At 66.2% G+C, this 18,502-nt stretch carries 18 protein-coding genes; 3 read left to right on the top strand and 15 right to left on the bottom strand.

The features are described 5' to 3' along the window. Positions 1 to 79 precede the first annotated feature (79 nt). From queF to IQ782_RS19475, 10 genes are all read right to left on the bottom strand, one after another. A complete protein-coding gene (queF, locus tag IQ782_RS19520) occupies positions 80 to 544 on the bottom strand; it encodes a preQ(1) synthase (protein WP_194136347.1) in 465 nt (154 codons plus the stop codon). A 24-nt stretch (positions 545 to 568) separates the two neighbouring features. Next, positions 569 to 1,276, bottom strand: coding sequence for a 7-carboxy-7-deazaguanine synthase QueE (queE, locus tag IQ782_RS19515; RefSeq protein WP_194136346.1), 708 nt, complete (start codon positions 1,274 to 1,276; stop codon positions 569 to 571). A 1-nt stretch (position 1,277) separates the two neighbouring features. Further along, positions 1,278 to 1,646 (bottom strand): 6-pyruvoyl trahydropterin synthase family protein, encoded by a 369-nt coding sequence (locus tag IQ782_RS19510; protein WP_194136345.1) that lies wholly within the window; start codon positions 1,644 to 1,646, stop codon positions 1,278 to 1,280. Next, positions 1,646 to 2,347 carry a 7-cyano-7-deazaguanine synthase QueC gene (queC, locus tag IQ782_RS19505; protein WP_194136344.1) on the bottom strand — a complete coding sequence of 234 codons (702 nt, stop codon included), beginning with the start codon at positions 2,345 to 2,347 and terminating at the stop codon, positions 1,646 to 1,648. The genes IQ782_RS19510 and queC overlap by 1 nt, the downstream gene beginning before the upstream one ends. 217 nt (positions 2,348 to 2,564) lie before the next feature. Further along, a complete protein-coding gene (gene dxs / locus IQ782_RS19500; RefSeq protein ID WP_194136343.1) occupies positions 2,565 to 4,505 on the bottom strand; it encodes a 1-deoxy-D-xylulose-5-phosphate synthase in 1,941 nt (646 codons plus the stop codon). 17 nt (positions 4,506 to 4,522) lie between these two features. Further along, positions 4,523 to 5,392 carry a polyprenyl synthetase family protein gene (locus tag IQ782_RS19495; RefSeq protein WP_194136342.1) on the bottom strand — a complete coding sequence of 290 codons (870 nt, stop codon included), beginning with the start codon at positions 5,390 to 5,392 and terminating at the stop codon, positions 4,523 to 4,525. A 6-nt stretch (positions 5,393 to 5,398) separates the two neighbouring features. Continuing rightward, complete coding sequence (locus IQ782_RS19490) at positions 5,399 to 5,641, bottom strand: exodeoxyribonuclease VII small subunit (protein WP_194136341.1); 243 nt, start codon at positions 5,639 to 5,641, stop codon at positions 5,399 to 5,401. Beyond that, entirely contained in the window at positions 5,638 to 6,564 is a 927-nt protein-coding gene (locus IQ782_RS19485) for a histone deacetylase family protein (protein ID WP_194136340.1), read from the bottom strand. Before IQ782_RS19485 ends, IQ782_RS19490 begins: the two co-directional genes overlap by 4 nt. A gap of 91 nt (positions 6,565 to 6,655) precedes the next feature. Beyond that, the gene (locus IQ782_RS19480; RefSeq protein ID WP_194136339.1) at positions 6,656 to 7,360 is read right to left on the bottom strand and encodes a response regulator; all 705 of its coding nucleotides are present in this window, start codon (positions 7,358 to 7,360) and stop codon (positions 6,656 to 6,658) included. Then, the gene (locus IQ782_RS19475; RefSeq protein WP_194136338.1) at positions 7,357 to 7,869 is read right to left on the bottom strand and encodes a MarR family winged helix-turn-helix transcriptional regulator; all 513 of its coding nucleotides are present in this window, start codon (positions 7,867 to 7,869) and stop codon (positions 7,357 to 7,359) included. The genes IQ782_RS19480 and IQ782_RS19475 overlap by 4 nt, the downstream gene beginning before the upstream one ends. A gap of 155 nt (positions 7,870 to 8,024) precedes the next feature. Here IQ782_RS19475 and IQ782_RS19470 point away from each other — a divergent pair, with 155 nt between their 5' ends. Continuing rightward, the gene (locus IQ782_RS19470) at positions 8,025 to 8,894 is read left to right on the top strand and encodes a branched-chain amino acid aminotransferase (protein WP_194136337.1); all 870 of its coding nucleotides are present in this window, start codon (positions 8,025 to 8,027) and stop codon (positions 8,892 to 8,894) included. Between the two features lie 100 nt (positions 8,895 to 8,994). Here IQ782_RS19470 and IQ782_RS19465 read toward each other — a convergent pair whose 3' ends face one another. The 5 genes from IQ782_RS19465 to IQ782_RS19445 form a co-directional block, all read right to left on the bottom strand. Further along, complete coding sequence (locus IQ782_RS19465) at positions 8,995 to 10,245, bottom strand: PAS domain-containing protein (RefSeq protein WP_194136336.1); 1,251 nt, start codon at positions 10,243 to 10,245, stop codon at positions 8,995 to 8,997. A gap of 116 nt (positions 10,246 to 10,361) precedes the next feature. After that, positions 10,362 to 11,549, bottom strand: coding sequence for an ABC transporter permease (locus tag IQ782_RS19460; RefSeq protein ID WP_194136335.1), 1,188 nt, complete (start codon positions 11,547 to 11,549; stop codon positions 10,362 to 10,364). Positions 11,550 to 11,554: 5 nt separating this feature from the next. Further along, complete coding sequence (locus tag IQ782_RS19455; RefSeq protein ID WP_194136334.1) at positions 11,555 to 13,198, bottom strand: ABC transporter permease; 1,644 nt, start codon at positions 13,196 to 13,198, stop codon at positions 11,555 to 11,557. Between the two features lie 104 nt (positions 13,199 to 13,302). Then, positions 13,303 to 14,409 carry an extracellular solute-binding protein gene (locus tag IQ782_RS19450; RefSeq protein ID WP_194136333.1) on the bottom strand — a complete coding sequence of 369 codons (1,107 nt, stop codon included), beginning with the start codon at positions 14,407 to 14,409 and terminating at the stop codon, positions 13,303 to 13,305. 121 nt (positions 14,410 to 14,530) lie between these two features. Next, entirely contained in the window at positions 14,531 to 15,634 is a 1,104-nt protein-coding gene (locus IQ782_RS19445; RefSeq protein WP_194136332.1) for an ABC transporter ATP-binding protein, read from the bottom strand. A gap of 422 nt (positions 15,635 to 16,056) precedes the next feature. Between IQ782_RS19445 and IQ782_RS19440 the strand changes: the two genes are divergently transcribed. Together IQ782_RS19440 and argE are read left to right on the top strand one after the other, a co-directional pair. Further along, complete coding sequence (locus IQ782_RS19440; protein WP_194136331.1) at positions 16,057 to 17,250, top strand: M24 family metallopeptidase; 1,194 nt, start codon at positions 16,057 to 16,059, stop codon at positions 17,248 to 17,250. Further along, positions 17,247 to 18,410 (top strand): acetylornithine deacetylase, encoded by a 1,164-nt coding sequence (argE, locus tag IQ782_RS19435; protein WP_194136330.1) that lies wholly within the window; start codon positions 17,247 to 17,249, stop codon positions 18,408 to 18,410. The genes IQ782_RS19440 and argE overlap by 4 nt, the downstream gene beginning before the upstream one ends. Positions 18,411 to 18,502 lie beyond the last annotated feature (92 nt).

Below are 18,502 nucleotides of genomic sequence, written 5' to 3'. Positions count from 1 at the left end.
CGCCCCGTTCTTCTAGGCCCAAATATCCCGGGGGAGTCCGCGCAGCGGACGGGGGCAGCGCCCCCCAACGCCGCCCTCCTCAGCCGCGCCCGCGATAGGGCGGCACGCCCTGGTCGGGGATCCACACGCCCTCGGGCATCGGGCCTGTCTGCCAGAAGACATCGATCGGAATGCCGCCGCGCGGGTACCAGTAGCCGCCGATGCGCAGCCATTGCGGCTCGAGAAACGCCACCAGACGCCGCGCGATGGAGATGGTGCAATCCTCGTGGAAAGCGCCGTGGTTGCGGAACGCGCCGAGGTAGAGCTTCAGCGCCTTGCTCTCGACCAGCCACTGCCCCGGCACGTAGTCGATCACCAGGTGGGCGAAATCGGGCTGGCCGGTCATCGGGCAGAGCGAGGTGAACTCGGGCGCGGTGAAGCGCACGTTGTAGGCGACATCGGCCTGCGGGTTCGGCACGCGCTCGAGCTCGGCCTCTTCCGGTGAGGTCGGCAGCACCGTGGCACCGCCGAGTTGCTTGAGATTGCTGTAGATGCTGTCGGTCATTTCGGGATCTCCGGAAATGGGAAGTCAGACGCCGCGCTTGTTGCCCCAGAGGAGCACATGCAGCTGCGGCAGGATGCGGGGAGCGAACCAGCCGTCGCCCGTGGTCATGTCAACCAGCCAGAGCAACCGGTCGGCCAAGCTCTGCGGGTCGACCGGCACGTCCGGGTCAACCTCAGGGTTTCCCGGCTGCAGATAGAGCGGCAGCTCGGGGTGCCGGGCGTGAGCGCCCTTCGCCCAGGCGTAGTCGCGCCGGTCGAAGATCACGATCTTCATCACCACCTGCCGCGCGCCCTGCCCTGCGGCGACGCAGTCCTCAAAGACGTCCCAATCCACGCTCTCACCGCTCGAAGGCGGCTTGGGGCTGAGCACCAGCGTGTCGAGCTGTCCGAACCACGGGCGGGCAACCGAGCCCTGCGTCTCGCAGGCGAAGCGGTAGCCCTCTGCCCGGCCCATTTCGATCACCGGGCCGAAATCCTGGATCGCCGGGTTGCCGCCGCTGAGCGAGACGGTGATCGGCCGCCCGCCCGAGAGCCGCGTGACCTCCTCCCAGACCTCGTCGTCGCTCATCGGGGTCCAGCTGTGGCGATAGGCGCTGTCCACCGCGTGCAGGCTGTCGCACCAGCTGCAGCGGTAGTCGCAGCCGCCGGCGCGGACAAAGACGGTGGGCTCGCCGATCAGCGCGCCCTCGCCCTGGATCGTCGGGCCGAAGATCTCGGCAATGCGCAGACCCATGTCAGGCCGCCAGCGGCGCGGGCCGGTACTCGGCCCAGGTCTTCGGCGTCTCGCTGACCTTGACCGAGGCGGTCTCGGGCCAGCGCGCGGCGCACCAGTCGTAGAAATGCAGCGCGAGGTTCTCGGCGGTCGAAGCGACGTTCAGCACGTCGTTGAGATGCCGGTGGTCGAAGCATTCGTCGATATAGGCCTTGAGCGGCGCCAGTTCATGGTAATCGCGCACGAAACCGTCCGCGTTGAGCTCGCGCGCCGCCAGTTCGACCACGACGATGTAATTGTGACCGTGCATCCGGGCGCATTGGTGACCTTCGGGCAGATGCGTCAACTGGTGCGATGCAGAGAAGTGGAATTCCTTGCTGATCCGGAACATCACGCCTCCTCCCGGCTGGCCACGGCCCGTTTCCAGAAGTCGGGGTCGGCGTAGACCGTGGGATCCTCGAGGCCCGCGAGATGGAAGGCCTCGCGCCGCTCGACGCAGGTGCCGCAGCAGCCGCAATGTTGCGCGCCGCCCTTGTAGCAGGACCAGGTGTTCTCGAAGGGGGTGCCGTGCTTCGCCCCCTCGACCACGATGTCGGCCTTGGTGCGCTCGACGAAGGGCGTGTAGAGCGCGACCTCTGCATAGCCCTCGAGCGCATGGCGCTGCATCACCTCGAAGGCGCGGGTGAAGCCGGGGCGGCAATCGGGGTAGATGAAATGGTCGCCGCCATGCACGGCGGTGGCCACCGCGTCATCGCCATTGGCCGCCGCGACGCCGAAGGCGATGGCGAGCATGATGGCGTTGCGGTTGGGGACCACGGTGATGCGCATGGTCTCCTCGGCGTAATGCCCGTCGGGCACGTCGATGTCCGAGGTGAGCGCCGAGCCGGTGAGCGCCGCGCCGATGCCGCGCATGTCGATACGCTGGAACGGCACGCCGAGCCGGTCGGCGGCGGCCTTCGCAAAGTCCAGCTCCTTGGCGTGGCGCTGGCCATAGTCGAAGGACACAAGGCGGGTGAGCTCGTGCTCGGCTGCGACCATATGGGCGAGCGAGACGGAATCCAGCCCGCCGGAGCAGATGACAATCGTCTTCATATTTTTGAACCCTTGTTTTGATGACCGGGTAGGCTGCGACCGGTGTGGGGCGCGTCCTAACGGGTCCGGCCCGGTGGGGCAAGGGTTGCTTTGTGGCGGGGAGCGGGTCCGCGCGCGCGGGCCGGGGCGGAAGCGGGGGCGCTGCCCCCGTCCGCTTCGCGGACTCCCCCGGGATATTTGGACCTAGAAGAAGGGCCGGGCCAGCACCCGGCCCCGGTCAGGCGCGCTTGTTGAGGACGTCGACGCCGAGGGTGGTGAGGACCTTTTCCTCGATCTGCTCGGCGTTGAGACCGGCCGTCGCGTACATGTCGGCGGGGCTGGAATGGTCGATGAACGTGTCCGGCAGCACCATCGAGCGGAACTTCAACCCGTGATCGAAGATGCCCTCGTCCGACAGCAGCTGCGCGACATGGCTGCCGAAGCCGCCGACCGCGCCCTCCTCGATGGTGATCAGCGCCTCGTGGTCCTGCGCCAACTGCAGGATGAGGTCGCGGTCGAGCGGCTTGGCGAAACGGGCGTCGGCGACGGTCGGCGAGACGCCGCGCGCCTCGAGCTTCTCGCAGGCCTTGAGCACCTCCGACAGGCGGGTGCCGAAGCTGAGGATCGCGACGCGGCTGCCGGTCCGGATCATCCGGCCCTTGCCGATGGGCAGGATCTGCGGGGTCTCGGGCATCTCGACGCCCACGCCCTCGCCGCGCGGATAGCGGAAGGCGATGGGGCCCTCGTCATGCGCGGCGGCGGTGGCGACCATGTTCACCAGTTCGGCCTCGTCGGCGGCCGCCATGACCACCATGCCCGGCAGGTTTGCCATGAAGGCGACATCATAGGCTCCGGCATGGGTCGCGCCGTCGGCGCCCACCAGACCGGCGCGGTCGATGGCGAAGCGCACCGGCAGGCGCTGGATCGCCACGTCGTGCACCACCTGGTCGTAGCCGCGCTGCAGGAAGGTCGAATACATCGCGCAGAAGGGTTTCATCCCGCCCGCGGCGAGACCGGCTGAGAAGGTCACGCCGTGCTGTTCGGCGATGCCGACGTCGAAGACCCGGTCGGGGAAGCGCTCGGCCATCAGGTCGAGCCCGGTGCCGTCGGGCATGGCGGCGGTCACCGCGCAGATGCGCGGGTCCACCGCGGCGAGCCGGGTAAGCGTCTGCGCAAAGACCTTGGTGTAGGCTGGCGCGTTCGAGGGAGACTTCTTCTGCTCGCCGGTCACAACGTCGAACTTGCCGCGGGCATGGCCGCGGTCGGCGGAATGCTCGGCCGGGGCGTAGCCCTTGCCCTTCTTGGTCAGCGCGTGGATCAGGATCGGCCCGGTGGCGCGCGCCTTCACCGTGCGCAGCACCGGCAGCAGTTGGTGAAGGTCGTGGCCGTCGATCGGGCCGACGTAGGAAAATCCCAGTTCCTCGAAGAGCGTGCCGCCCACGGTCATCGACTTCAGCACATCCTTGGCGCGCTTGGCACCCTCGCGGAAAGGTGGCGGCAGCAGGTTCACCGCGCCCTTGGCCGCGGCCTTGAGATCATGGAAGGGCGCCTCGGCATAGAGCCGGTTGAGATAGGAAGAGAGCGCCCCGGTGGGGGGGGCGATCGACATCTCGTTGTCGTTGAGGATGACGATCAGCCGCTTGCCGAGGTGGCCGGCGTTGTTCATCGCCTCGAAGGCCATGCCCGCCGACATCGAGCCATCGCCGATCACCGCAATGGCATCGCCGAGGCCGGTCTCGCAGCTGCCGCCCAGCTCGCGCGCCATGGCAAAGCCGAGCGCGGCGCTGATCGAGGTCGAGCTGTGGCCCGCGCCGAAGGGATCGTAGGGCGACTCCGAGCGCTTGGCGAAGCCCGACAGCCCGTCCTTCATGCGCAGCGTGCGGATGCGGTCGCGGCGGCCGGTGAGGATCTTGTGCGGGTAGCACTGGTGCGAAACATCCCAGATCAGCTTGTCGCGCGGCGTGTCGAAGACCGCGTGCAGCGCCACGGTCAGCTCGACCACGCCGAGGCCGGCGCCGAGGTGACCGCCCGTTTCGGAAACAGCCGAAATGGTCTCGGCGCGCAACTCATGCGCAAGGCGCACCAGCTCGTCATCCGAGAGCCGCTTGAGATCGGCGGGCGTGGTCACCCGGTCAAGCAGAGGGGTCGCAGGACGGGGGGTCTCGGGGCGGGAGGACATGGGGTGCACCTCTGGCGTCAGTTGCTGCGGGAGATAACGAAGCGGGCTGCGGCCCGCAAGTTTTCCGCCCGGTCTGCATAGGGAGATAGCGCGTCGCAGGCTTCGTCCACCAGCTGGCGCGCGCGCAGCTTCGCCGTATCCAGCCCCAGCAGCGAGACGAAGGTTGCCTTGCCGCGCCCGGCGTCCTTGCCCACCGCCTTGCCCATCATGGCCGCATCGCCCTCGACGTCGAGAATGTCGTCGGCGATCTGGAAGGCGAGACCGAGGCGATCCGCATAGGCGGTGAGTGGCGCGGGATCGACCTCGGCCAGCCGCGCGCCGGCCTCGGCGGACCAGCGGATCAGCGCCCCGGTCTTGCCGGCCTGGAGCGCGGTGATCTGCGCGAGATCAAGCGGCACGTCGGTGGCCTCGGCGGCCATGTCGAGCGCCTGCCCCATGACCATGCCCCGCGCGCCCGCGGCACGGGCAAGCGACAGCGCAAGATCGGCGCGCACCTCGCCCGACGGGTGGCAGCGCGGGTCGCTCACCAACTCGAAGCCGAGCGCCTGAAGCGCGTCGCCCGCAAGGACCGCGGTGGCCTCGTCCCACTTGCGATGCACGGTGGGCAAGCCGCGGCGCAGATCGTCATCGTCCATGCAGGGCAGGTCGTCGTGCACCAGCGAGTAGGCGTGCACCGCCTCGATGGCGCAGGCCGGCCAGATCGCATGACCCTCGGGCACGCCGTGCAGCCGCGCCGACTCCAGCACCAGGTAACCGCGCAGCGCCTTGCCGCCGCGCGTGGCATAGCCCATCGCCTCGACCACCGGCAGCGCCTGGTGCTCGGCGAGCAAAGTTTCGAGATGGGCGGCGACCGCCGCCGCCGCGCCGACCAGGGATTGCGCGAACATGGTGGCTCAGAGTCCCTCGACCGGCTTGGTGCCCGTCGGCTCGCCAGCCGCGTCGAGCGTGATGGCGGCGACCTTTTCCTCGGCGGCTTTAAGCTTGGTTTCGCAGTGTTTCCTCAGCTCGCTGCCGCGCTGGTAGAGTGAGATCGACTCCTCCAGCGGCACCTCGCCGCGCTCGAGCTGGGTCACCACCTGCTCGAGCTCTGCCATTGCCTGTTCAAAGCTCATTTCCGCGACGGGGGTCTCGCTCATCTTCCTGCCTCGATCAATTCTTGTACATGCACTCGGGCCGAGTCCGCGAGCGCGCGGAGATCATAGCCACCTTCGAGAACCGAGACCACCCGCCCCCGCGCCGAGCCCTGTGCAATCCGGCACAACTCGTGCGTAAGCCAGCGGAAATCCTCTTCCACCCAGCGCAGCTCGGCCAGCGGGTCGTCGGCATGGGCGTCGAATCCGGCTGACAGAATGATCAGATCGGGTTGAAACCCCTCCAGTCGCGGAAAGGCATGCCCTTCATAGGCCAGGCGCATCTCGGTCCCGCCGCTGCCGGGCGGGAGCGGCAGGTTGAGCACGTTGTCGTGACCGCCGGTCTCGCTTGCCGCGCCGGTGCCCGGCCAGAGCGGGTATTGCTGAGAGGTGATGACCAGCGCGCGCGGCTCGTCCCAAAGCAGCGCCTGCGTGCCATTGCCGTGATGCACGTCGAAATCGACGATGGCAACGCGGTCGAGCCCGTGGTGATCCAGCGCGTGCTTGGCAGCGATCGCCGCAGTTCCGAAGAGACAGAAGCCCATCGGCGTTTCGGCCTCGGCATGGTGTCCGGGCGGGCGTGTGGCGCAGAAGGCGGTCTTCACCTCGCCCGCCAGCACCGCATCTACCGCCCGCACCGCGCCACCGACCGCGCGGCGCGCCGCCTCGAGCGAGCGCGGCGACAGCCAGGTGTCCTCGTCGAGCGGGTGCAGCCCATCGCGGGGCAACGCCGCGGTCAGCCGGTCGAGGTAGGCCTGCGGATGCACGCGCAGGATATCCCGGTCGTCGCAGCGTGGCGCGGCGATGCGCAGAAGGTCGAGCCCCTGAAGCGCGTGCAGCAGATGGTCGAGCCGGGCCACCTGCTCGGGATGCCCCTCAGGGGTCAGGTGATCAAGACAGTCGGCATGGGTGATCAGCGCGGTTCCCATCGCAGCCCTCCTCGGTTGCGGGTTTGGCGAAGCAGAGCGTGATTCCCGCGGAGGAACAAGGGCGTGCCGCCCTTTCCGGAACGGTACCTGATCAGTCCGGCGCGAGCATGTAGCCCGCCCCGCGCACCGTCTGCAGGTAGCGCGGCTGCTTTGGATCGCTCTCGATCTTCCGGCGCAAGCGAGTGATCTGCACGTCGACCGCGCGTTCCTGCGCCTGCCCCTTGTCGCGCCCGAGTTCCTCGACCAGTCGCGTGCGGCTCAACGCTTCGCCCGGCTTGGCCGAGAAGATGCGCATCAACTGGCTCTCGGTCGCGGTCAGCCGCACGAGGTCGTCGCCGTGCCACATCTCGCCGCGCTCGATATCGTAGCGGATCGGACCGAGCGTCAGCAGCTTGGGATGCATCGTGTCGGCCGCCGGGCTCTCGGGCATCCGCCGCAAGATGGCGTTGATCCGCAGCAGCAGCTCCTTCGGCTCGAAGGGTTTGGGCAGGTAGTCGTCCGCCCCGGCTTCGAAACCGGCGATCCGATCCTCGGTCTCGCCGCGCGCGGTGAGCAGCATGATCGGCGTGCGCCGGGTCTCGCGGATGGCACGGGTGAGGCTGATGCCATCCTCGCCCGGCATCATCACGTCGAGCACGATCAGATCGAAGTCGAGCCCCGCCATGAGCCGCCGCGCATGCGCCGCATCGCGCGCGGCGCTCACCAGGAAACCGTGGCGGATCAAGAACTTCTGCAGCAGGCTCCGGATACGTTCGTCGTCGTCGACAATCAGCAGATGTGCGTCGGGATCGCTCATCCGCGGTTCTCCCGCAATTTCTGGTACTGGCGCTGCATCTCGGGGTCCATCATCGCCTCGAGCACCTGCTTGAAACCCGCCACCGCCTCGGGACCGACCTGCCGGTAGGCGGCGCGCATCCTGGCGCGCTGCGCGTCCGAAAGCTGCTTTTCCAGCGCATCGCCGGAGTCGGTCAGATAGAGGTGCCGTTCGCGCTTGTCGGCGCGGCCAACGCGGCTTTCGACCAGCCCGTCCTCGACCAGGGTGCGCAGCACGCGGTTCAATGACTGCTTGGTCACGCCCAGGATGTTGAGCAGGTTGTTCACCGTGGTGCCCGGTGCACAATGGATGAAATGGATCGCGCGGTGATGCGCCCGGCCGTAGCTGAGCCCCTGCAGAATGCGATCCGGGTCGGCCGTGAAACCGCGATAGGCGAAGAACATCGCCTCGATCCCCTGCCGCAGCTGCTCATCCGTCAGAAAGAGAAGCGACTCTCCGCCCAGTATCTGACTTGCCGACGCGTCTGCCATAAATCCCTCTGCATTCGTTTTCTGCACTTTAAGTCAGCGTTGTTGACATTCCAAGTGCGAACTGTTAGCGAGTCGCAGTTTTTGCGCAACATTATGTCCATTCCGGACCTAACAAGCGCAATTAATGCAAAGCGCCTATGTGAAGGAGATGACCCATGGACGGAGCTTTCGACGATCGCGACGGCAAGATCTGGATGGATGGCCAGATGGTGGAATGGCGCGATGCCAAGGTACACATCCTGACCCACGCGCTGCACTACGCGAGCTCTGTCTTCGAGGGCGAGCGCGCCTATAACGGCAAGATCTTCCTGGGCCACGAGCACTCGAAGCGGCTGCATTTCTCGGCCGGCGAGCTGGACTTCGAGATCCCCTACACCGTCGAGGAAATCGACGCGGCCAAGGATGCCGTGCTGAAGGCGAATGGCTTCACCGATGCCTACGTCCGGGCGGTTGCCTGGCGCGGCGCGGGTCAGGACATGGGTGTTGCCTCGGCACGCAACCCGGTGCACCTGGCGATCGCGGCCTGGTCCTGGGGCAACTACTACGGCGACGCGAAGATGAAGGGTGCCAAGCTCGACATCGCGAAGTGGAAACGCCCGAGCCCCGAGACCATCCCCGTGCACGCCAAGGCGGCCGGTCTTTATATGATCTGCACCACCTCGAAGCACGCGGCCGAGGCCAAGGGCTGCTCGGACGCGCTGTTCATGGACTACCGCGGCTACGTGGCCGAGGCGACCGGCGCCAACATCTTCTTCGTCAAGGATGGCGAGGTGCACACGCCGCTGCCCGACTGCTTCCTCAACGGCCTGACCCGTCAGACGGTGATCAAGCTGCTGAAGGAAAAGGGCGTCACCGTGCACGAGCGCCACATCAAGCCCGAAGAGATGGAAGGCTTCGAGCAATGCTGGCTGACCGGCACCGCCGCCGAAGTGACACCGGTGGGCCAAATCGGCGACTACACCTTCGAAGTGGGCGCGCTGACCCGCGACATCGCCGAGACCTACGAAAAGCTCGTCCGCTCCTGAGCGGCGGGTTCGGGGCATCTGCCCCAGCTCCGGGCTTCGCATCCCGACAACGGCCCGCGCTTTGCGCGGGCCGTTTGCAATTGAGGCCGCACCCCCGGCTTCAGCTCATGGCGCGCAGCATTGCCGTATTCGATTGGATCACCGTGTTGAGCTCGACGATCCGCGCCAGCCGCGCCTCGATCTCATCCTGACCGGCGTCCAGCTGGTCGACGATCCCCGCCAGAGAGTCGCCGGTGCCGCTGAGAGCCGCGCTTTCGATCTTGCACATCATCCGCGTTGAGCTGAGGCCGGTGACATAGCGTTTCATGTCAAGCACCGACCGGCCGAGCCGCGTCGCCTCGATCTCGACGACCTTGAGGGCGTCGATCGCGGCCTTCTGGAAGGCCACCTCCTCGGCAATCAGCGTTTCCTTGTCACGGATCACGTCGTCCTTGGCGGCGGCGTGGCGCACGTCTTCCTGAAAGATCGCAGACATCTCGGCCTGCAGGCTTCCGGCGTAGACGAGGAATTGGCCCTGCTGAATGGTGGTCAGCATGCGCATGTAGGTGCTGTCCTCACCCTCGACGAAGCCGCGCACCCATGCCGCCATCTCATCGAGCATCGACCCGTAGTTCACGGAAATCGCGCTGATCGGCCCCCCGGCATTTTCCAGACGCGAGGCGAGGATGCGCATGTTCATCGGCACCGTGCGGATCGCCTTGATGATCTCCGTCATGCGGTCGGTTTCCTCGCGGATTTGCAGGATGGTCTTGGCCATGGTCATGAAACGCAGTTGCCTTGGCCCAAGCTTGGCGCCCATGCGCTGCGCGCGGGCCTCCAACTCTTGCGCGAGCGCGGCGGTCATGAAGCCCTCATAGGAGAAGAAACCAAGCTCCTCGACCTCTGCCAGCAGCATGTCCTTGCTGCGTACCGGGCTCACGCCCTGCTCGGTCTCTGCCGCGCGCAGACGGGCGTAGATGTCCTTCACCTGCTCGAGCAGGCCGCAGCAGGGCTTCACGCGGACCGAGATATACCCGCCCTCGATCGGCCAGGCGACGGCCAGCACCCAGTAGTAGCGCCCGTCCTTCGCCTTGTTCTTCACATAGGCGGCGACATATTCGCCCGCCTTGAGCTTGTCCCAGTAGAGCTGGAACACACCTTTGGGCATGTCGGGATGGCGCACGAGTTTGTGCGGCGCGCCCTTCAACTCTTCCCAGGTGAAGCCCGAGATCTTCCGGAACACGCTGTTGCCGTGGATGATCACGCCGCGCTCATCCGTGCGCGAGAAGAAGAGGTCCTTCAGCTCGAACGGTACTTCGCCGACGGTGCTGTTGCGGGTCTGCGCGATAAGCTGGGAATCATGCTGGGTCATGGGGGCCACGCGGCTGGGATCGGGATATGCGCGCAGCATGCCCCTTGCGGGGTTTCCGAATGATGAAGAGCCGCGGAAATCCGCGGCTCTTTCGAAGGTCAGCCCGGCACCGGGGATCAGCCCGGGGACATGCCCCGCAGCCGTTCGGACCGGCGGCGCAGCATCTCGACCGCCGCGAGCAGCAGGATCGAGATCGCCACCAGCACCGTCGCCGCGGCGAGGATGGTCGGCGAGAGCTGCTCGCGCAGGCCGGTGAACATCTGCCACGGCAGCGTCTGCAACTCCGCCGAGCCGATGAAGAGCACCACGACCACCTCGTCAAAGGAGGTGATGAAGGCAAAGAGCGCGCCCGAGATCACGCCGGGGAGGATCAGCGGCATCTGCACCTTGAAGAAGGTGGTCACCGGGTTCGCCCCCATGTTCGCCGCCGCCCGCACAAGGCTTCGGTCGAAGCCGACCAGCGTGGCGGTGACGGTGATGATCACGAAGGGAATGCCCAGCACCGCATGCGCCAGCACCACGCCCCAGAGCGTGCCGACGATATTGATCTTCGAGTAAAAGAAGTACATGCCGGTGGCCGAGATGATCAGCGGCACGATCATCGGCGAGATCAGGATCGCCATGATCGCGCGCTTGCCGGGCACATGGCTCTGCGACAGGCCAATCGCGGCCAGGGTGCCAAGGCTCACCGAGATGATCGTCGCCAGGGGCGCGATGATCAGCGAGTTCTTCACCGCCCCGGTCCACTCGGGGTTGGTGAAGAAGTCCTTGTAGTGCTTCAGCGAGTAGCCCGCGGGGTCGAAGCGCAGCATCTCCGGGGTGAAGGTGAAGAAGTCTTGCGCGTTGAACGACAGCGGCATGACCACAAGGATCGGGGTGATGAGGAAGACGAAGATCGCCCCGCAGATCACCCGGAAGGTATAGTGCCAGAGCACCTGTCCCGATGACAGGTAGGGCACCAGCTTCACCCGGTAGCGGCCGTAGCCGATCCAATAGGTGAACCAGCCGAAGAACCAGCCGAAGATCGCGCCGACGATGCCGCCTGAGATGCCGCCTGCGAGGAAGCCGAGCACCAGGAAGACCGCGATGAGACCCCAGCGCAGCGGCTTTTCCAGTTCCTTGGACAGCGCCATGGCGAGGAAGGCAAAGCCGGCCATGACCAGCGCGCCGAGCACGATCCCCAGCAGGACCGAGCCGTTGGCCGCGCCGATGAAGATGCCGGCGAAGCCCCCGGCGGCGGCGACCACCAGCAGGGTCAGCGACAGGGGTTTCTTGATTGCGGGAGTGAGAATGACGTCGCTCATGGCAGTTACCCCAGCTTCACGTTGTCGATGCCGACGATGCGGTCGTAGGCCCAGTAGAGCAGCAGCACCACCGCCAGCAGGATCGAGCCGAGCGCGGCCGCGAGGCCCCAGTTCAGCGAGGTCGAGATGTGATAGGCGATCCGGTTCGAGATGAAGGTGCCGGTGGTGCCGCCGACGATCTCGGGGGTGATGTAGTAGCCGATGGCGAGGATGAAGACGAGGATCGAGCCCGCGCCGATGCCCGGAACCGACTGCGGGAAGTAGACCCGCCAGAAGGTCGTCCAGTCGGTCGCGCCCAGAGATTTCGCCGCCCGCACGTAGGTTTTCGGGATCGTCGACATCACGGAGTACATCGGCAGGATCATGAAGGGCAGCAGGATGTGCGTCATCGCCACGATCGTACCAAACTGGTTGTTGATCATCGTCAGTCGCGCGTCATCCGAGACCAGCCCGATCCAGACCAGCACGTCGTTGATCACGCCCTGTTGCTGCAACATGATCTTCCATGCCGAGGTGCGCACCAGCAGCGAGGTCCAGAACGGCAGCAGCACGAGGATCATCAGCAGGTTGGCGGTACGCGAAGGCAGGTTCGACAGGATGTAGGCCACCGGGTACCCGAGCAGGATGCAGCTGCAGGTGATCACCAGGCTCATGAACAGCGTGCGCTTGAAGAGCATGATGTAGATGCGCTCGTTCTGCGGGCGCGCCTCGACCCCTTCCGGCGTCAGCTTCATGTCCACCGAGTTGAGAAAGTAGCCCGACGTGTACTTGGGCGCATAGAGCTTCAGCGTGCGCCAGATTCCCGGCTCGAGCCAGTCCTTGTCGATCTCGCCGAAGCCGTCCTTGAATGGAAGCGTCTGGAAATCCGGGCTCGCCACCAGCGTGTCGGCGGCCTTCAGCATGTCGGCATGCGGGCCGCTGTAGCCCGAGTAGTCGTTCGCCGCGAGGTCCTGATAGAGCGCGGTGTGCACCGCCGACCAGGGTTCTTCCTTCAGCAAGGACTTGCGGTCGTCATTGTGGGTGAAGGTGGCAAAGGCGGCATATTGCTCTGCGGTGCGCGGCAGCAGCTCGTCCACCCCGTCGCGCAGCTCGAACTTCGGCAGGCGCTCGCCCTTCTCCCAGGCGGCTTCCTTGGCCAGCCAGTCGTCGGAGCCCATCATCTCGGCCCAGGGCTGCGCCTCGTCCCAGTTCTTGTCGAGGTCCTTGAACTGGTCCTGATAGACCTCCCCGAGTTCGTCGAGCCCGCGTCCCGACTTGCGGAACAGCGACGACGCGCCGGTCAGCTCGTAGTTGAGGCGCGATCCGAGGCGGGTATGTTCCTTGCGCTCGGCGGCCACGAAAAGATCGTAATAGGCGTCTTCAAAGACCACCTCGGGCGGCAGGCCGGTGCCGTCCCAGTCGCCGAGTGCCTTGGTGGTCCGCGGCATGGTGTCCGAGACGATCTGGTTCTCCACCGAGCGGAACAACATATCCGCGATCGGAGCGATAAAGGTCACCAGGACGAAGATGAGCAACGGCGCGACCAGGGCCAGAGCGCGAAGCTTCTGCACTCTCAGCGCACGGGACAGGCTCTTTTTCAGCGGCGTGCCGTCGGCGGCCAGCATCGGCCCCTTGGCAGCTTTCTCCGGATCGGTCGTCGAAGCGGTCATCCTACCCCCTGCGGGTCTGTTCTATTGTTTGTGCGGCCATGGGTTCGGCCGGGTGTTGTCTGGAAGGGGCCGCAAGCGGCCCCTCCCCTTCACAAGTCAGCGGATCACTGCGCGAGCCACGCTTGGAACTTGGCGTCGATGTCGTCGCGGTAGTCCGACCAGAAGGCGTATTGGGTCACGAAGACATTGGTCGCATTGGCCGGGTCGGTCGGCATGTGCGGCGCCATGTCGATGCCGAGCTCGGCGTGCTGGCCGACCAGCGGGGCCGAGGAGGCGCGCGCCGGGCCGTAGGAGATGTAGGCGGCCTGGTCAGCAAGACGCTGCGTGTCGGTCGCGAACTTCACGAAGTCGAGCACCCGCGCCAGACGATCCTCGGGCAGGCCCTCGGGGATCACCCAGCCGTCGAAGTCCAGCATCTCGGCGTCCCAGAGCATGCCGATCGGCTGGTTCTGCTCGGCAATGGCCGAGAACAGACGACCGTTGTAGGTCGAGCCCATCACGACCTCACCATCGGCCAGCAGCTGCGGCGTGTCGGCGCCGGCGGTCCACCAGATGGTCTGGTCCTTGATGGTGCCGAGCTTGGCCAGCGCGCGATCCTGGCCTTCGGGGGTGGCCAGCACGTCGTAGATGTCTTCCTTGGCGACACCATCGCAGAGCAGCGCCCATTCCATGTTGGCCGGCGGACGCTTGTTCAGCGAGCGCTTGCCCGGATAGGTCTCGAGATCGAAGATCGCGCAGATGTCGGAGGGCGGCGTGTCGCCGACCATGTCGGTGCGGTAGCCGACGGTGGTCGAGAACACGATCTGCGGGATGAAGCAGTCCGAGATCAGCGAGTCGCCGAAGTCGTCCTCGGCCGACGAGCCGTCTTCGCCCGGTGCGAGCATCTCGTCGACATCGACTTCCATCGCCAGGCCTTCGTCGCACAGGCGGATCGAATCCGCCGCTTCCACGTCGACGAGGTCCCAGGTGATGTTGCCGGCTTCGTTCATCGCGCGCAGCTTGGCCACCGCTTCCGCCGAGCTCTCGTCCCACGAGATGCTGACTTCGGGGTGCATCGCCGCATAGGGCTCTGCATAGGCCTTCAGCTGGCTGTTCTGATAGGCCCCGCCCCAGGAAACGATGGTCATCGAGTTGGCCATATCCTCCGCGGAGACGGCACCTGCGGCAACCGTGAGCGCGGTCGTGGCCAGGAGGGTCTTGGTCCGATTCATTTGTAACTCCCTTAGGTAACCCGTTGTGTATTTGGGATTCCGGAACACGGGCAGACCACCGGAATCTTTCCGGCCCGCACCGCCTGCCCGACGCCGGGAAGGCAACGCGGGCAGATCCTTGTCAGTTGGCGTCGAGCGCCCGGCAATCCTCGGGCAGCCAGCCGATCTCGATCTCCGTGCCCGGCGACAGACGCACCTGGTCCGGCGCGTTGCGGGTCTTGATGACGAACTCGCGGTTTCCGGCCACTTCCAGACGGGTGCGGAAGATGTCGCCCATGTAGATGAACTCGAGCACCTTCGCCTTGAGCGTATGTGCCCCCTGCTGGAGGCGATCCTTGTTGTACTCGACGCGCTCGGGGCGGATCGACACGCGGGTGCGCTCGCCAACCTTGGAAACGTTCACCGGCTTGGCGTCGATCACCTCGCCGCCGTCGAGCTTGACCACGCAGCGGTCGCCGTTGATCTCGGCGACGGTGCCCTCGAGCGTGTTGTTTTCACCGATGAACTGCGCCACGAAGCTGTTCTCGGGCTCCTCGTAAAGGATGTCCGGCGGGGCCAGCTGCTGGATCCGGCCGTCGTTGAACACGGCAACGCGGTCCGACATGGTCAGAGCTTCGGTCTGGTCGTGGGTCACGTAAACCGTGGTGATGCCAAGCTGATGCGCCAGGCTGGTGATCTCGAACTGCATCTTCTCGCGCAGCTGCTTGTCGAGCGCGCCAAGCGGCTCGTCCATCAGCACCAGCTCGGGCTCGAACACCAGCGCCCGCGCCAGCGCGATCCGTTGCTGCTGCCCCCCCGAAAGCTGCGCCGGGCGGCGACCGCCGAAGGCGCCCATCTCGACCATGTCCAGCGCGCGCTTGACCTTGGCCTCGCGGTCCGACTTGCCGATCTTGCGCACCTCGAGCGGGAAGCTGAGGTTCTCAGCCACGGTCATGTGCGGGAAGAGCGCGTAGTTCTGGAACACCATGCCGATGCCGCGCTTGTGCGGCGGGATGTTGTTGATCGGCTTGCCATCGAGCTTGATCTCGCCGTGGGTGGCGGTCTCGAAACCGGCGAGCATCATCAGGCAAGTGGTCTTGCCCGAACCGGACGGCCCCAGCATGGTCAAGAATTCGCCCTTGGGCAGGCTCAGGTTCAGATCTTTGACGACAAGGGTCTCGCCATCATAGCTCTTCTGCACGCGTTCGAAGGCGACAAACGCGTCGCTAGTCCCGGTATCTTGCAAATCCGGCTCCCCATTGTGTGTTCCGCGGATTTTTCTCCGCTGTCTTGAGACAGATAAAAACGCGTCCGGACCCACGTTGCAACCATGTTGCCGCCAACACGAAGAGATTCGCGCCACTGCGAAACCTTCGGGCACAAATACGGCTCTTTGCGGTGAAAAATCGGCGTGACACAGATTTATTCAGGCCGATCTCCCGCGCCTGACGTTGGGTCCGGAGATGGCGTTCCTGATCCGCGATGCCGAATTTCGTCGCAGAATCGTTTCCGCGCGCCCTGCATTCCCGCCAGCGATCGCCCGTTTCCCGAGCATCTGCGAGAAAAAGCGTCAATCGCTACGCAGGGCGACCGAAACAGGTCGTATTCGGGCGCGTTGTGCCTGTGCAAATGCGGTCATCTGGCTGCGAAGGCGACAAGGTGAGGGTCATGATACAGAAGTTTTCCAAGGATCTCCCGTTCTCGGCAGCGGAATATGCGCGCCGCCTGTCTCTCACCCGCAAGGCCATGGAGACCGCCGGTCTCGATGCGCTCTGGATCACCGATCCGTCGAATATGGCCTGGCTCACCGGCTATGACGGCTGGTCGTTCTACGTCCACCAGGGCGTGCTGTTGCGCCATGACGCCGATCCGGTCTGGTGGGGCCGCGCGCAGGACTGCAACGGCGCGCTGCGCACCGTCTGGATGGAGGACGACAACGTCTGGGGCTACGCCGACAATTACGTGCAGTCGGTCGAGCGTCACCCGATGACCGACCTTGCCGTGCGCATGGCCGGCGCCGGGCTGGAAAAGGCGCGCATCGGCGTCGAGATGGACAACTACTATTTCTCCGCCAAGGCGTTCGCGACATTGGCCGAAACCCTTCCGCAGGCGCAGTTCTCCGATGCCACGGCGCTGGTCAACTGGCAGCGCGGCATCAAGTCGCCGGAGGAGATCGCCTTCCTGCGCCGCGCCGCGCGGATCTCGGAGAAAATCGTCGACGGGCTGCTCGAACGGGTCGAGCCCGGCATCCCGAAGAACGAGGTCGTTGCCGAAATCCAGCGCGACGCCATCCGCGGTGCCGACGGCCATTGGGGGGACTATGCCGCCATCGTGCCGCTGCTGCCCTCGGGCTCGGATGCCGCCGCGCCGCATCTCACCTGGGACGGCCAGCCCTTCCGCAGCGGCGAGGCGACCTTCTTCGAGATCGCCGGCTGCTACCGCCGCTACCACGCGCCGTTCTGCCGTTCGATCTTCCTCGGCACCCCGCCCGAATTCATCCGCCGCGCCGAAGCCGCGCTGGTCGAGGGGCTGGAGGCCGGGCTGGAGGCCGCCCGCGCCGGCAACCGCGCCTGCGACATTGCCAATGCGCTGGCCGCGCCGCTGGAGCGCGCCGGGATCGAGCGCGGCGCGCGCTGCGGCTACCCGATTGGCCTCTCCTACCCGCCCGACTGGGGCGAGCGCACCATTTCGCTGCGCTCCGAGGACGAGACCGAGCTGCAACCGGGGATGACCTTCCACTTTATGCCCGGCCTGTGGATGACCGACTGGGGCCTCGAGATCACCGAGTCCATCCTGATCACCGAGAGCGGTCCCGCCGAATGCTTCTGTGACCGTCCCCGCCAGCTTTTCGTGAAACCATGAGCTCCCTTCTTCCCGCTACCGAGGCGCACCTCGGGGACCTGATCGCCTGCCCGACGGTTTCGAGCGAGAGCAATCTCGCGATGATCGCGATGATCGGCGACCAGCTCGAACACCTCGGCGCGAAGGTCGAGATCCTGCGGGACGGCTCCGGGACAAAGGCCAACCTCTTCGCCACGCTCGGCCCCGACGTGCCGGGCGGCGTGGTGCTCTCGGGCCATACCGACGTGGTGCCGGTGACCGACCAGGACTGGAGCAGCGACCCCTTCACCCTGGCGGAGCGGGGCGACCGTCTCTACGGCCGCGGCAGCTGCGACATGAAGGGCTTCATCGCCGCCGCCCTGGCGCTGGCCGGGCCGGTGTCGCAGATGGCCCTGCGCCGGCCACTGCACCTGTGCTTCACCCATGACGAAGAGGTCGGCTGCCTCGGCGCCCGCGCCTTGGTGCCCGAACTGCAACGCCGCGGCTACGCGCCGCGCATGGCGATCATCGGCGAGCCCACCGGCATGCGGCTGATCGAGGGCCACAAGGGCTGCTGCGAGTACACCACGCGCTTCTCCGGGCTCGAGGGTCACGGCTCGGCCCCCGACCGGGGCGTCAACGCCGTGCTCTACGCGCTGCGCTATGCCCAGAGGCTGATGGACCTCGCCGAGGCGCTGAAGACTCGCGCCCCGCGGGACAGCCGCTTCGATCCGCCCTGGACAACGGTGAACATCGGCCGCCTTGCCGGGGGCGCCGCGCATAACGTCATCCCCGGCAAGGCCGAGATCGACTGGGAAATGCGCCCGGTCCAGCCCGGCGACGCCGACTTCGTCAAGGAGGCGCTGGCCCGGTGCGTCGCGCAGGAGTTGCTGCCCGCCATGCGCGCCATCCACCCCTCGGCCGAGATCACCACCGAGGTGATCGGCGAGGTCTCGGGGCTGATCCCGATGGCGGAAAACGCGGCGCGCGACCTGATCTGCCGCCTCACCGGCAGCACGTCCGCCGACGTGGTGCCCTTCGGGACCGAGGCCGGGCTGTTCCAGCAGATGGGCATGTCGGTGGTCGTCTGCGGCCCCGGCGAGATCGCCCAGGCCCATAAACCCGACGAGTTCGTCACCCGTGGCCAGCTCGCGCAATGCCTCGGCATGCTCGAAGGCGTCGCGCGCAGCCTCGCGGCCTGACACCGCCTTGGCCGCGCCCCCTCCCGCCCGCGCGGGCCTGGCTTCTTCTAGGCGGAAATATCCCACGGGGGTGCGGGGGTGTGAAACCCCCG

The organism is Salipiger mangrovisoli, from assembly GCF_015223355.1.
GTDB classification, from domain to species: domain Bacteria; phylum Pseudomonadota; class Alphaproteobacteria; order Rhodobacterales; family Rhodobacteraceae; genus Salipiger; species Salipiger mangrovisoli.
The sequence above is the reverse complement of the archived record's forward strand: the minus strand, read 5'-3'. Positions and strand labels throughout refer to the sequence as shown.

What these genes read in the sequence shown, in the direction of transcription:
- queF (WP_194136347.1), bottom strand. Translation starts at nt 544, where the DNA reads ATGACCGACAGCATCTACAGCAATCTCAAGCAACTCGGCGGTGCCACG.
- queE (WP_194136346.1), bottom strand. Translation starts at nt 1,276, where the DNA reads ATGGGTCTGCGCATTGCCGAGATCTTCGGCCCGACGATCCAGGGCGAG.
- IQ782_RS19510 (WP_194136345.1), bottom strand. Translation starts at nt 1,646, where the DNA reads ATGTTCCGGATCAGCAAGGAATTCCACTTCTCTGCATCGCACCAGTTG.
- queC (WP_194136344.1), bottom strand. Translation starts at nt 2,347, where the DNA reads ATGAAGACGATTGTCATCTGCTCCGGCGGGCTGGATTCCGTCTCGCTC.
- dxs (WP_194136343.1), bottom strand. Translation starts at nt 4,505, where the DNA reads ATGTCCTCCCGCCCCGAGACCCCCCGTCCTGCGACCCCTCTGCTTGAC.
- IQ782_RS19495 (WP_194136342.1), bottom strand. Translation starts at nt 5,392, where the DNA reads ATGTTCGCGCAATCCCTGGTCGGCGCGGCGGCGGCGGTCGCCGCCCAT.
- IQ782_RS19490 (WP_194136341.1), bottom strand. Translation starts at nt 5,641, where the DNA reads ATGAGCGAGACCCCCGTCGCGGAAATGAGCTTTGAACAGGCAATGGCA.
- IQ782_RS19485 (WP_194136340.1), bottom strand. Translation starts at nt 6,564, where the DNA reads ATGGGAACCGCGCTGATCACCCATGCCGACTGTCTTGATCACCTGACC.
- IQ782_RS19480 (WP_194136339.1), bottom strand. Translation starts at nt 7,360, where the DNA reads ATGAGCGATCCCGACGCACATCTGCTGATTGTCGACGACGACGAACGT.
- IQ782_RS19475 (WP_194136338.1), bottom strand. Translation starts at nt 7,869, where the DNA reads ATGGCAGACGCGTCGGCAAGTCAGATACTGGGCGGAGAGTCGCTTCTC.
- IQ782_RS19470 (WP_194136337.1), top strand. Translation starts at nt 8,025, where the DNA reads ATGGACGGAGCTTTCGACGATCGCGACGGCAAGATCTGGATGGATGGC.
- IQ782_RS19465 (WP_194136336.1), bottom strand. Translation starts at nt 10,245, where the DNA reads ATGACCCAGCATGATTCCCAGCTTATCGCGCAGACCCGCAACAGCACC.
- IQ782_RS19460 (WP_194136335.1), bottom strand. Translation starts at nt 11,549, where the DNA reads ATGAGCGACGTCATTCTCACTCCCGCAATCAAGAAACCCCTGTCGCTG.
- IQ782_RS19455 (WP_194136334.1), bottom strand. Translation starts at nt 13,198, where the DNA reads ATGACCGCTTCGACGACCGATCCGGAGAAAGCTGCCAAGGGGCCGATG.
- IQ782_RS19450 (WP_194136333.1), bottom strand. Translation starts at nt 14,409, where the DNA reads ATGAATCGGACCAAGACCCTCCTGGCCACGACCGCGCTCACGGTTGCC.
- IQ782_RS19440 (WP_194136331.1), top strand. Translation starts at nt 16,057, where the DNA reads ATGATACAGAAGTTTTCCAAGGATCTCCCGTTCTCGGCAGCGGAATAT.
- argE (WP_194136330.1), top strand. Translation starts at nt 17,247, where the DNA reads ATGAGCTCCCTTCTTCCCGCTACCGAGGCGCACCTCGGGGACCTGATC.